Consider the following 12,802-nt stretch of genomic DNA (forward strand, 5'->3'; position numbering starts at 1 on the left):
ATCACACCAGTTCGGCAGCTTTCAGGCTTTCACGAATAAAGCCTCGGTACTTTTCCGACAGCGGCGTCAGCGGCAGACGAATGCCTTCCTGAATCAGCCCCATCTCGTGCAACGCCCACTTAACCGGGATTGGATTGGCTTCGACAAACAGATCACGGTGCAGGTGATCGATACGACGGTTGATCGCCCGGGCCTGCTCAGCCTCACCATTCAACGCCAGCTCACACATCTGCGCCATTGCCGCCGGTGCAACATTAGCGGTCACCGAGATATCGCCATGACCACCCAGCAGTATCAGTTCCAACGCGGTCGCGTCGTCACCGGAATAGAGGGCGAAATCCGCCGGCAACTGCTCCGCCAACTGCTTGGCACGATCCAGATCGCCGGTAGCCTCCTTGATGCCGATAATGTTCGGAATCTCAGCCAACCGAAGAACGGTCTCGGGCAACATATCGCAGGCGGTACGGCCTGGGACATTGTATAGAATCTGGTCAACATCGACTGCCTCGGCAATCGCTTTGAAATGTTGGTACAGGCCTTCCTGGGTCGGCTTATTGTAGTAGGGTGTAACCAACAGACAAGCGTCGGCGCCCGCCTCTTTGGCAGCCCGGGTCAGCTCGATCGCTTCGGTGGTGGCGTTGGCCCCGGTACCGGCGATGACGGCAATACGGCCGGCAACACGGTCAACCACATGCTTGATCACCTTACAGTGCTCATCGCAATCCAGCGTAGCCGACTCACCGGTGGTGCCCACCGCTACGATACCGTGGGTGCCGGAATTGATATGGAGATCGATCAGTTTATCCAGGCCTTCCCAATCCACCTCACCTGAGGTCTCCATCGGGGTAACCAAAGCAACCAAACTGCCCTTAATCATTAAATGCCTCCATATCAAAATCGTTCATACCCCTGAAAAACCTATTATTTGTATGGTTCAGGGGAGACAACAAGCCTGCTATTCTAACCAAGCAACCCGGTCAGCGTAACCACCGGCGGAATAAATAAACACAACATTTTTCCTGCCTCTGACCCCTAATACCCAGCTTCAGATTAAGGAGAACCGATATGGCCGTTGCTGTAGGTCAACCCGCCCCGGATTTTAATGCTATTGATCAGAACGGGGAGCCGGTGAGCCTCTCCCAGTTTAAGGGCAAGAAGGTCGTTCTCTACTTCTATCCGAAGGACTCCACCCCCGGCTGCACGGCCCAGGCCTGCAACCTGCGTGATAACCATGCCCAGCTAATCGAAGCCGGTTATGTCGTTCTTGGGGTCAGCACCGATTCACCCAAGCGGCATCAAAACTTTATCGCCAAGAACGAACTGCCGTTCACCTTGATCGCCGACGAGGACAAGCAGGTTCACGAGCTTTACGACACCTGGCAACTGAAAAAGTTTATGGGCCGTGAATATATGGGAACGGTGAGAACCACCTTTATCATCGATGAAGAAGGCAACCTTGCCGAGATCATCAGCAAAGTCAAAACCAAGGAACACAGCGCCCAGATCTTAGGCGAGCAGTAACACGATCAAAAAATGGGCCCAAACCTTAGGGTAAGGGCCCAGTCGCTTCTCAACAGACAAATCTATCCACTGGCGCGACAGCGGTAGTTATTCGCCGGTCTCAGCATCGGAGATAGGAGCAAACGCCTGTTCTTGCTGTTGCGGCCAAGCGTTCATCACCGCTTTGATCAGGGTCGCCAGCGGGATCGCAAAGAACACCCCCCAGAGTCCCCAGAGACCACCAAAGACCAGAACCGCCACGATGATGGCGACCGGGTGGAGATTGACCGCTTCGGAAAACAGCAGCGGTACCAGCACATTGCCATCGAGAGCCTGGATAATGCCGTATGCCAGCATCAGGTAGAAAAACTCGTTGGTCCAACCCCATTGAAAGAACGCAATCATCGCCACCGGGATGGTCACGACCGCCGCCCCGATATAGGGGATTACCACGGACAGCCCCACCATCAGAGCCAGCAGCGCGGCATAGTTCAGATCCAGCAGGATAAAGGCCACATAGCTGACCGCGCCAACCACGATAATTTCAACAACCTTGCCGCGTACATAGTTAGCGATCTGGATATCCATCTCGCTACCCACCTGATCCAGAATCTTGCGCTTCTTAGGCAAAAACGAGGTGATCCAGCGCAGAATCAGCCCCCCATCCTTCATAAAGAAGAACACCAGTATCGGTACCAGCACCAGATAGATCAGTATCTGCACCACATTGGCGATTGAATTCACCGATGAGCTGAGCACCGCCTGTCCCATCTTGCCAATCTCCGCGCCGACCTGTTCCGACAGCACCGAGATGTGATGAACCGAGATCAGATCCGGGTACTTTTCCGGCAACAGCATCAGCAGGGCCTGACCTTTCTGCAGCATCCCCGGCAACTCATTCAGCAGACTGGCCAACTGACGCCAGGTATGGGGAATAACCACCAGCAGCAACGCCATAAAGGCACTGATAAAGGCAATAAATACCAAGGTCACCGCCAGGTTGTGAGACATCGACAGTTTCTGCTTACACTGCTGCACCAAGCCCTGCATCAGAAACGCGATGATCAGTCCGGCAAACACCGGTGCCAACATGCTGCCGAAGGTCAGAATAATCAGCAGCGATCCGACCAGAAACACAAACAGCAGGATCGCTTCCTCGTCGCTGAAATAACGCTCAACCCAGCTATTCAGCACCTTCAGCATCCGGACACTCCTATGTAGATAAACCTCACCAGCAACCTCAAGCTTTCTCGATCAGATAGATATAACTGCCACCCTGTTCTAGGGATTCCAGCAGTTTGTCGCCAGACTGGTCGGTAAACGCCTTAAAGTCCCGTACCGAACCGGCATCAGTCGCGATCACCCTCAGCAACTCACCACTGTTTAAGCGATTCAAAGCCTGTTTGGCTTTGAGCAGCGGTAGCGGGCAGCTAAGACCGCTGGCATCCAAAACCTGAACTGATTGATCTTGTTGACCAACTTCACCTGACATGGACCAACTCCCGAAGGTATAGTTGCCGGAACTCGGGTCCGGCAGGAAACTTATTGCAAAACCAAGCGACTATATAACATATAGTCCTGGGTGACATACCCTACGTTGGCACGACCAGAGCCGGATACACAGATCGACAAGACAAACCGAACTCCGTGTTAACGGGACCCATAAGGAATACTCAGCCCAGCTATGAGCCGTATTACGCCTTTATCCATCAGCAAACCCCGCCGTCGTTTCCCCTCCGCGCTGGCGTTATGCCTGCTGCTTGGCCTGCCGCCAATCAACCTGCATGCCAACCAGCTACCGCTGCTCGGCGACTCCAGCTCAGCCGTCGTCACCCTGGAAGAAGAACGTCGACTGGGAAACGCCTGGGTAAGAGTTCTGCGCGCCCAGGCCCCTCTGCTGGACGATCCGTTAACGGTCAGCTTTGTTCAGGAACTGCTGCAACGCCTGGCCGTGTACAGCCCGTTGCAGGATCGACGGCTGACCCTGGTGGTGGTCGCCAACAACAACCTTAACGCCTTTGCCGTTCCCGGCGGCGTGATCGGAGTTAATTCAGGACTATTTCTCTATGCTGGGACCGAAAGCGAATTCGCCTCGGTACTGGCCCACGAACTGTCGCACCTGAGTCAACGCCATTACGCCCAGGGGCTTGCTGAAGACCAGCGAAGCCTGCCGGTACGCCTGGCCACCACGCTGGCGGGCATCCTGCTATTGGCCACGACCGACGGACAGGCCGGTGCTGCCGCCATCATCGGCGGCCAGGCTGCCGATATCGAACGCCGACTGGCGTACAGCCGCAGCAACGAGCAGGAAGCTGACCGGGTTGGCATGCAGGTCCTGGTCGATGCCGGTTACGAGCCGGAGTCGATGCCGAGGATGTTTTCGCAACTGCAGCGCTCGATCGCCAATCTGGGCCGAAAACCGCCGGAATTTCTGCTGACCCACCCGGTCACCGAATCCCGTATCGCCGACGCCCTGAACCGCTCATCCCAGCTGCCCCGGGGCGGTGTGATCAACAGCTTGCGCTACCAACTGATCCGCACGCGCGTTCAGGTCCTATCCATCGGCGACAACAATGTCGCCTATAAGCGCTACCAGGATGCGTTGGCTGCCGGTCAACAGGCCGAGTCGGTCCGCTACGGCATCGCCCTGAGTGCGCTTCGAAGCCAGCGCTATGAAGAGGCCCAGCAACAGATCGATCAGCTGCTCGATCAGCACCCGAATGAGTTGACGCTTCGCCTGCTGCAGACCGAACTCTGGATCAAGGCACAGCAAGCCGAGCAGGCGGTTGCGACCCTACAGCAACTGTTGGACGTCTACCCGCAGAACCATCCGATCACCATGCAGCTGGCCCAAGCACTGCACCAGCTGAATCGACAGGCGGAAGTCGTTGCACTGCTGGAGAATCAGAGCCGGATTGAGCCGAATGATATTCAGCTTTGGTACGAGCTGGCCGAGGCCTACGGACTCAATAACGATATCAAAGGCGTTCACCTGGCGAGGGCGGAGTACTTTCTACTTAAGGGGGCACTGCCAAAAGCCAGGCAACACCTGGAACTGGCCCTCAAACAACCCGATCTGAGCGAGCATGAACGGCTCCGGGTCGAGCAGCGAATCAAAGATGCCGAGCAGCTAAAGAAGGATATGGATTTTTAACCACCCATAAAAAAACCGATGCCGTCAGACATCGGTTTTAGCGCTATCGATCCCAGCTCAGCGGCCGGCTTGGGCTGCTTTCAAACTGGCGGAGAAATCCAGCATCCGGCGCAGCGGTACCAACGCCCGTTCACGCAGCTCACTGTCGACATGGATCTCCTGACTGCCGGTCTCCAGCACTTCGGCCAGATTATCCAGCTCGTTCATCGCCATCCAGGGACAATGGGCACAGCTGCGGCAGGTGGCACCGCTACCGGCGGTCGGCGCTTCGATAAAGTTCTTACCCGGCGCCGCCTGCTGCATCTTGTAGAAAATGCCGCGATCGGTGGCTACGATAAAATCCGGATTGGGCATGGTCTTGGCCGCGGCAATCAACTGACTGGTTGAGCCGACACAGTCGGCCATCTCCACCATCGAAGCCGGTGACTCCGGATGCACCAGAATGGCCGCGTCCGGATAAACATTCAACAGCTCTTTCAAGCCCTTGGCCTTGAACTCTTCATGCACGATGCAGGAGCCGTCCCACATCAACATCTCAGCACCGGTCTGATCCTGGATATAGCCACCCAGGTGCTTATCGGGTGCCCAGATAATCTTCTCACCCTGATCGACCAGGTGCTCAACAATTTCCAGGGCGCAGCTGGAGGTGACCACCCAGTCGGCACGGGCTTTGACGGCGGTCGAGGTGTTGGCATAAACCACAACTTTGTGGTCCGGATGGGCATCACAGAAGGCGGAGAACTCTTCGATCGGACAACCGATATCGAGCGAACAGGTCGCCTCCAGCGTCGGCATCAACACACGCTTTTCCGGATTCAGGATCTTGGCCGTCTCTCCCATGAAACGGACCCCGGCAACCACCAGCGTGCTGGCGGGGTGTTCATTACCGAAACGAGCCATCTCCAGCGAGTCGGCGACACATCCGCCGGTTTCTTCAGCCAGCTCCTGCAACAATGGATCGCAGTAATAGTGTGCGACCAAGCAGGCATCCTGCTCTTTGAGCAGCCGCTTAATCCGGTTTTTATAATCGACAACCTGATCAACACTCAGGTCGGCATGTTTGTAACTATGGGCCAAATGTTCCTGAACCAGAACACGCTCAGCTATCTGTTGGTCTGTCAGCATAATTGTAGGAAGTTAACGCGATAGGTATTGGTACATCGTCGATTATACCACAGCCAGGATCGATTCCATTTGCCGGGTAGAGAGCGGCGAGATTGGTGATAATGGTTGCCTGTTGCGTCGGGAATAGAGGCCAACCTCCGCGCTCCAAGAGCCCCGCCGAAACAGTAAGGCTGGCCATCGTAGCAGACCCGGCCACAAAGCACACCCAAATCAAGCCACTCCTTGTCGCCGCTCCCTTCAGAATCCGAATGGCTTTGTCGCTGCGGTCTGATAGCATCGACGCTGTTCGACTCTTGTACAACAATCGGATATCGCTACGCCCATGTAGCCTGGTTCACCACCAAGGACGGTAAACAGCATGTTGATCAACTCGCGTTTGCTCAAGCAACTCTCCAGCCATGCCGTGGCAGAAATCGCCAAGCACGCCGGCAAACATCAATTCAACCAGGGTGAGCTGATCATACATAAGGGTCAGAAAACCAGCGGTGCCTATCTGGTTGAGTCGGGCCGTTTACGGATCTTCACCATGGACGGCAACGGTAATGAAAAGCCGATCTATCAGCTCGATGCCGGCGAGATCTGCATCCTATCCATCAACTGCGTGCTGAAAGAATCCGTCTATCCGGCCTGGGTCTCGGTCGAAAGCGATCAGGTGGTGGTTCGAGCGATTCCAGCGCCAACTTTCCGCCGGCTGTACGACTGTGACCCGACGGTTAGAGACTATGTCCTGAACGAGCTGTCCGACTGCATCTTCGGCTTGATGGGTAACCTGGAAGAAACCGCCGTTTATGAGGTTGATCAGCGTATCAACAGTTTTCTGGTCAGATCATGCCCGGAAAACGGGGTTCTTCGACTCAGCCATCAGGAGATCGCTTCCCGGGTCGGTACCGCCCGAGAAGTTGTCTCCAGGCACCTGAAAAAACTGGAAAAAGATGGCCTTATCGAACTCTCCCGACTCAGGATCAAGGTGATCGACCCCATCAAACTGGCACAAATCTGACACCGGCAAAGGGCCCAACGCTCTGTGACCTGACTCACATACAGCCACGACCGGGGTTTTTATAGTCGACTCTCCAGCCTATAGGAGAACACTATGAAACCTCTATCCCGACTCGCCGCCCTGGCACTGGGCTTTACTCTAACAGCCACTGTACTGGCCGATCAGCCTGATCCGTTGGTGCTTGATCACACCAGCACCGCGCTGCTGATCACCGACCCTCAAAATGATTTTCTTAAGGAAGGAGGAGCCGCCTACGGCCTGGTGAAAGACAACCTGAACCGATTGGGCACCATCGATAATATCGCGAGTCTTTTCCAAGCCGCCAAAGAGGTAGAGCTACCCGTTTTTGTCAGTCCGCACTGGTATTTTCCCCATGACGATCACTGGAAAGATCGCGGCGCGCTACAGCAAACCATTAACGATATCGGCATGTTCAAGCGAACCTCGGTAACCGATGGGAGCGAGTTCAACGGCTCGGGCGCTGACTTTTACGAGCCCTACAAGAAATACATCTATGACGGAAAAACCGTGATCAGCAGTCCCCACAAGGTCTACGGCCCTGAGTCAAACGACCTGGTGCTGCAATTAAGAAAACGAGGTATCCAGACCGTACTGCTCGGCGGAATGGCGGCAAACCTCTGTACCGACTCACATCTGCGCGAGCTGGTAGAGAACGGATTCCGCGTTGTGATGATCAAGGATGCCGTCGGAGCACCCGGCGAAGCGGCCTATCAGGCGGCGCTGACGAACTACGGCATGATCGCCAATGCCGTCATCAGCACAACCGAAGCGGTCGAGCTGATCAGCCCCTGACCGAAGTCGTGCAGGACTTGCTCGAGTCCTGCACGCCTCTAACCCTGCCAACCCGTCTCGACGATCAGATCATGTCCCTACTCATTAGCTTACCGCTGAGCGCAGCCCTTGCTCGACGACTGTCACACCTGTGTAAAAGATGCCTGAGAAAGTGTTCAGCGTCCGACCGCTTAAACCTGGGTATGTCGGTGGCCCTGGTCAGCATGGCCATCGTTATGCTGATGCTTAAACTGGCAGCTGTTCTCTGGTTCAACAGTTTCCCACCCTCGCCCACCGACCCAAGCCCGCACGCTCTGGCCAGATCAACGCCTCTGACGGCGGCTTTGACCCCAGCAGTTGCTACGCGAGCGCCGGTTTCCCGTCCATCAACCCAGCGCTACCGGTGGCAGGCCCTGCCGAATAGCGCCCCCGAACCGCCGGACAACCGTACCACGACAGCCAAAGTAAAGTTGGGTCGCAAGTTGTTCTTCGATAAACGGCTCTCCATCGACGGCAGTATCGCCTGCGCCTCCTGTCACCAGCTGACTGACAGTGCCTATGGCGCCGATAACCAGAGAGTCTCGAGCGGGATTGCGAATCAGCGCGGCAGCAGGAATTCGCCAACGGTATTAAATGCCGCCTTTCAACGGCAGCTGTTCTGGGACGGTCGGGCCGGCTCCTTAGAGCAACAGGCGTTGGGTCCCTTGATCAATCCCCTGGAGATGGGAATGCCCAGTTTGAACGCCGTCGTCGAGCGTGTCAGCAACGATCCATCCTACGCGACGCTGTTCCGCCAAGCATTCCCACAGCAGCCGCAGATCAGCATTGATAATATCGCCAAAGCGATTGCCTCTTACGAACGTACTCTAATTACACCAAACGCCGCCTACGACCGTTTTGTCGACGGCGACGAATCGGCCCTAAGTCCGCAGCAAATTCGGGGCATGGCACTGTTCGAGTCAGTCGGTTGTGTGCTTTGTCATTCCGGCCCCAATTTCAGCAACGCCAGCCTTATCGATGTCAGCAACGGCTTAAGGTTGTTTCCTGCCGCGATAGACACCAGCTATCAAGCCCAATACCGGCTGATCGAAGACAGAGGTGCTGCGACACAGGCTGAACCACTGAGTAGCGGAGTTTGGCGGGTGCCATCGCTGAGAAATGTCAGTAAGACCGCCCCCTACTTTCACAACGGCAGCGTCGACAATCTGGAAGAGGCGGTCAGGATCATGGCCGTTACCCAGCTCGGGCGCACCCTGAGCAACGATCCCGCCAGTCGGAACAGCATCCGCTGGTCTCAAGATCAGCAGCGGTTCACCAGCCTGGACAATGCAGCCCTTAGCGATGCTGATATCCGCGACATCGCAGCTTTTCTACAGAGCTTGACCGGGCAATTACCCAAGGGACAAATCAACGCCGAGACCGTACAGCAAAAATTAGAGAAATAACTGGACCAGCGTAGAGCAGCCGAACGGCCAAAAAAGCTGTCAACATACAGCCTTGAGAGGATTGGTGGGTCGTACAGGATTCGAACCTGTGACCAATTGGTTAAAAGCCAACTGCTCTACCAACTGAGCTAACGACCCAACGCGGGCGCTATCATACCGCCCAATCACTAAATTTCAAGCCTTGGACAACGAATCACCCGTGTTGATACCGGGTCGGATCGTCGATCCCGGCATCACTGAACCCCTGCGCCCGCAGTCGACAGCTGTCGCAGACCCGACAGGCCTGCCCCTGCTCGTCGGCCTGGTAGCAGGACACCGTCAGCGCGTAATCCAACCCGGCCGCCACACCCTGTTCAATAATCTGCGCCTTGGTCAGCGTCATCAACGGGGTTTCAATTCGAATCTCCCGTCCTTCAACGCCCGCCTTGGTGGCGAGATTGGCCATCGACTGGAAAGCGTCGATAAATGCCGGCCGACAGTCAGGGTAGCCGGAATAGTCCACCGCATTGACGCCGATAAAGATAGCCTCGGCTTCAACCACCTCGGCCAGCCCCAGCGCCATCGAAAGAAACACGGTATTACGTGCCGGCACGTAAGTCACCGGCACCCCCTCTTCCATCTGCTCCGGCACAGAAATACTGTGATCGGTTAACGCCGATCCGCCGATCTCTCCCATATCGAAGCGAACCAGCTTGTGCTCAACCGCGCCAAGCTGTTTGGCAACGGCAGAGGCCGCATTGAGTTCGGCCAACGAACGCTGACCGTAGTCAAAACTCAACGCATAACACTGATAACCCTGCTGCTTGGCGATCGCCAGCACAGTTGAGGAATCAAGGCCGCCCGAAAGCAGCACCACAGCTTTTTTAGCTTGCTCTGACATCGATCTGTCCGCTAACAATTGGGTATGAAAAGAGCCCTGAGACAATCAGGGCCTGACAAGGAGGTATCGTAGTAGGGTTTACCGCTGCTGCTTCAGGAATTCCCGGGCCAGATTGGCCGAAGAGCTGTCGGGAAATTGCGAAATCACCCGCTGCATACTCGCTTTAGCCTCTGCAGCACGCCCCAGTTCCTGCTGGGACAGGCCCAGTTTATAGAGAGCATCGGACGCTTTGGAATGGTCCGGGAAACGCTCGATCAGCTGCTGGTATGCCTGACTGGCCAGCTGCGGTTCGGGGCGAGGCTTGGCACGATGGACCTCGCCGGTCCAGTACAGCACATTGGCGGTCAAAGTACTCTGCGGATATTGCTGTAGGAAACGCTCGAATGCGCCCAATGCAGCGTCGAAATTATTGCCGCGTACCAACGCAAAGGCTTCTTTATAGGCCTGCGCGTCTGAAACACCCGACGGACTGGTTCCGGCCGAATCGGTACTGGCCGATGCAGGTTCGGGCGCCGTAACGCTGGTATCGCTTCCTGCTGCGGGTAATGTCGAGGGCAGTGCCGGGGGCAGTGAACTGCCGGGCGTCATTACCGGCTGCTGATTAAGCCGGGTGATTCGACGATCAAGGTCACGATAACGATCACGCTGATCGGTCTGCATTCTTCTGATTTGATGCTGTTGCTGCTCAACCTGACCACGAAGGTACTGAACCTCTTCCTGCAATTGCTCAAGCATCATCAGCAATTGGGCATTGGCTGACACGGCACTGGCCGGTGCTGCAATAGCCGCAGGCTGGGTCGTGGCCGAAGGTTGGGGCTGAGACAAGGCCGGAGCCGCAGAACGCGATCCGGTTCCGTTACGATCTTCCACCGGCACGCCATCGACGGCCTGTGACAACATCGGAACAAACGCCAGCAGCAAAGCTGCCGGCGTGACAGTCGATCGAATCATGGATTTCAATCGTGATTAGCGGCTGTACTTCAGCTCAACGCGACGGTTCTTACTCCACGCAGCTTCGTTGCTACCGGTGTCGGCGGGACGCTCTTCACCGTAGCTAACCACTTCAATCTGCTCGCTGGCAGCACCCTGAACGGTCAGGAAACGGCTGACGGCTTTAGCACGACGCTCACCCAGTGCAATGTTGTACTCGCGGGTACCGCGCTCATCGGCGTGGCCTTCAAGAACGACACGGGCGCTGGGGTTATCAGCCAGGTACTTGGCGTGTGCGCTCAGGTCTTCAAAACCAACCGGGCGAACAACCGCTTTATCGAAATCGAAGTAGAACACGGTCTGCAGATTGGCGATGGCGTCTTTACCCATCTTGTCAGCCATCTGACCGCTTTGCATCTGACCGTCAGAGCCTGTACCTGAGGAGCTGGCAGAATCCTGCTGCTGGCTGCCCTTATCCATAGTTTCACCGCTGTCGGAAGTCGTATCCGTGGTGCTACAGCCGGCCATCCAAGCAACAGTAGCGGCTACCGCGACAGCTTTTGTGAAGTTTCCAACGCGCATGAGTATGCTCCTAATTCTTTGTACAGAAATGTTTGGGGCTAAGTTACTGCTTCAACCCAACTATTGCAAGCCGACAATGCCGCCCTATTGCAGGTACGGTGACCACGAAGGTTCACGCACATTACCTTGTTTTGACGGCAGTTTGTATTTTACCTGCCCATCCAGGGACACAACCGCCAGCACCTCTTTGCCGGCCTGCTTGGTGGCATAGATCACCATGCTGCCATTGGGCGCGATACTGGGCGATTCATCCAGCGAGGTTTGACTGAGAACATCAAGCCGTCCGGTTTTCAGATCCTGCACCGCGATATTGAACACACCCCGTTCACGGTGGACCATCACCAGATGGCGACCATCCTGAGTCAGGTGAGCCTTGGCGTTGTAATCCCCATCGAAGGTCAGTCGCTCAATCCAGCCGGTGGCCAGCTCTTTCTGGTAGATCTGCGGCTGCCCGCCCCGATTGGAGGTAAAGATGATCGAACGACCGTCGGCCGACCAGGTCGGCTCGGTATCGATGCCGTAATGCTTGGTGATTCGAGTCAGTTTTCGCGTCGCGATATCCAGCGTATAGATCTCCGGATTTCCATCCTTCGACAGGGTTAACGCCAGGGTACGACCGTCGGGAGACCAGGCCGGAGCGCCATTAAGCCCCCGAAACCCGGTCACTTTTTCACGCGCGCCGGTGGCCAAGTTTTGAATGTAGATCGCAGGCCGACCGGTTTCGAACGACACATAGGCCAGCTTTTTACCGTCCCGAGACCAGGAGGGAGACAGGATCGGCTCGCGGGAATCGAGAATCTGACGCGGATTGGCACCATCGGCGTCGGCAACCTGCAGCTGGTAACGGTAGTCATCCTGGCTGAAACGCTGGGCGGTGACATAGACGATCTGGGTCGAAAACGCCCCCGGAATGCCGGTCAGCTTCTCATAAACTTTATCGGCGATAGTATGGGCCATGCGACGAAGCTGGCGACGACTGCCGGACAAGGTTTCACCGATAAGGCGCTGTTCCTTGAGGATGTCGAAGAGCTCGAACGAGATCTGATAACGATCTCCCGCTTGCGGCTCGACATTGCCGATCAGTAAGTATTCCTGGGCCGCCTGACGCCAGTCCCGGAAATAGACTTCGCTGGACGCACTCGGAAAACTGAGCATATTCTGGCGCGCCATTGGCTCAAACAGCCCGCTGCGATGCAGGTCGGCTTCGACGATCGCGGCAATATCTTCGGGGATCGCCTGGGGCTGCTGCCAACCGAACGGAGCTACCGCGATCGGGGTCGGTTTATCGACCCCCTGGGTGATCTCTATCGTCAGTTCGGCTCGCGCCATGGAGGCAAGCAACAGCCCGACCAGGGCACCTAAACGAAGTAACTGTTTCACCTGTGGTAACACCT

At 56.1% G+C, this 12,802-nt stretch carries 13 protein-coding genes and 1 tRNA gene; 5 read left to right on the top strand and 9 right to left on the bottom strand.

Translation table 11 applies throughout. The features are described 5' to 3' along the window. Nucleotide 1: 1 nt before the first annotated feature. Nucleotides 2–877, bottom strand: coding sequence for a 4-hydroxy-tetrahydrodipicolinate synthase (dapA, locus tag ACO05M_RS13955; protein ID WP_421864050.1), 876 nt, complete (start codon nucleotides 875–877; stop codon nucleotides 2–4). A 188-nt stretch (nucleotides 878–1,065) separates the two neighbouring features. On the opposite strand from dapA, the gene bcp reads away from it, so the two are divergent. Continuing rightward, entirely contained in the window at nucleotides 1,066–1,521 is a 456-nt protein-coding gene (gene bcp / locus ACO05M_RS13960) for a thioredoxin-dependent thiol peroxidase (RefSeq protein ID WP_421864053.1), read from the top strand. Between the two features lie 87 nt (nucleotides 1,522–1,608). On the opposite strand, the gene ACO05M_RS13965 is transcribed toward bcp, so the two are convergent. Both ACO05M_RS13965 and ACO05M_RS13970 read right to left on the bottom strand, forming a co-directional pair. Further along, nucleotides 1,609–2,703 carry an AI-2E family transporter gene (locus ACO05M_RS13965; protein WP_421864056.1) on the bottom strand — a complete coding sequence of 365 codons (1,095 nt, stop codon included), beginning with the start codon at nucleotides 2,701–2,703 and terminating at the stop codon, nucleotides 1,609–1,611. Nucleotides 2,704–2,740: 37 nt separating this feature from the next. Further along, a complete protein-coding gene (locus ACO05M_RS13970; RefSeq protein WP_421864058.1) occupies nucleotides 2,741–2,992 on the bottom strand; it encodes a sulfurtransferase TusA family protein in 252 nt (83 codons plus the stop codon). Nucleotides 2,993–3,184: 192 nt separating this feature from the next. Here ACO05M_RS13970 and ACO05M_RS13975 point away from each other — a divergent pair, with 192 nt between their 5' ends. Further along, nucleotides 3,185–4,654, top strand: coding sequence for a M48 family metalloprotease (locus ACO05M_RS13975; RefSeq protein ID WP_421864061.1), 1,470 nt, complete (start codon nucleotides 3,185–3,187; stop codon nucleotides 4,652–4,654). Nucleotides 4,655–4,711: 57 nt separating this feature from the next. On the opposite strand, the gene nadA is transcribed toward ACO05M_RS13975, so the two are convergent. Further along, the gene (gene nadA / locus ACO05M_RS13980) at nucleotides 4,712–5,779 is read right to left on the bottom strand and encodes a quinolinate synthase NadA (protein WP_421864064.1); all 1,068 of its coding nucleotides are present in this window, start codon (nucleotides 5,777–5,779) and stop codon (nucleotides 4,712–4,714) included. A 358-nt stretch (nucleotides 5,780–6,137) separates the two neighbouring features. Here nadA and ACO05M_RS13985 point away from each other — a divergent pair, with 358 nt between their 5' ends. The 3 genes from ACO05M_RS13985 to ACO05M_RS13995 all read left to right on the top strand — a co-directional run bounded on the left by ACO05M_RS13985 (nucleotide 6,138) and on the right by ACO05M_RS13995 (nucleotide 9,016). Further along, nucleotides 6,138–6,779 (top strand): Crp/Fnr family transcriptional regulator, encoded by a 642-nt coding sequence (locus ACO05M_RS13985; RefSeq protein WP_421864067.1) that lies wholly within the window; start codon nucleotides 6,138–6,140, stop codon nucleotides 6,777–6,779. Between the two features lie 93 nt (nucleotides 6,780–6,872). Further along, nucleotides 6,873–7,592 (top strand): cysteine hydrolase, encoded by a 720-nt coding sequence (locus ACO05M_RS13990; protein WP_421864070.1) that lies wholly within the window; start codon nucleotides 6,873–6,875, stop codon nucleotides 7,590–7,592. Nucleotides 7,593–7,915: 323 nt separating this feature from the next. Further along, complete coding sequence (locus ACO05M_RS13995) at nucleotides 7,916–9,016, top strand: cytochrome-c peroxidase (RefSeq protein ID WP_421864073.1); 1,101 nt, start codon at nucleotides 7,916–7,918, stop codon at nucleotides 9,014–9,016. Nucleotides 9,017–9,078: 62 nt separating this feature from the next. Here ACO05M_RS13995 and ACO05M_RS14000 read toward each other — a convergent pair. The 5 genes from ACO05M_RS14000 to tolB form a co-directional block, all read right to left on the bottom strand. Next, nucleotides 9,079–9,154 (bottom strand) — tRNA-Lys (locus ACO05M_RS14000). A 55-nt stretch (nucleotides 9,155–9,209) separates the two neighbouring features. Beyond that, nucleotides 9,210–9,914: a 7-cyano-7-deazaguanine synthase QueC gene (queC, locus tag ACO05M_RS14005; RefSeq protein ID WP_421864075.1), complete on the bottom strand. Its 705-nt coding sequence runs from the start codon at nucleotides 9,912–9,914 to the stop codon at nucleotides 9,210–9,212. A 60-nt stretch (nucleotides 9,915–9,974) separates the two neighbouring features. Further along, nucleotides 9,975–10,847 carry a tol-pal system protein YbgF gene (gene ybgF / locus ACO05M_RS14010; RefSeq protein ID WP_421864078.1) on the bottom strand — a complete coding sequence of 291 codons (873 nt, stop codon included), beginning with the start codon at nucleotides 10,845–10,847 and terminating at the stop codon, nucleotides 9,975–9,977. A 15-nt stretch (nucleotides 10,848–10,862) separates the two neighbouring features. After that, the gene (gene pal / locus ACO05M_RS14015; protein ID WP_421864081.1) at nucleotides 10,863–11,408 is read right to left on the bottom strand and encodes a peptidoglycan-associated lipoprotein Pal; all 546 of its coding nucleotides are present in this window, start codon (nucleotides 11,406–11,408) and stop codon (nucleotides 10,863–10,865) included. Nucleotides 11,409–11,492: 84 nt separating this feature from the next. Beyond that, a complete protein-coding gene (gene tolB / locus ACO05M_RS14020; RefSeq protein ID WP_421864083.1) occupies nucleotides 11,493–12,788 on the bottom strand; it encodes a Tol-Pal system beta propeller repeat protein TolB in 1,296 nt (431 codons plus the stop codon). Nucleotides 12,789–12,802: the final 14 nt, after the last annotated feature.

Source organism: Motiliproteus sp., from assembly GCF_965230735.1.
Lineage (GTDB): Bacteria > Pseudomonadota > Gammaproteobacteria > Pseudomonadales > Balneatricaceae > Motiliproteus.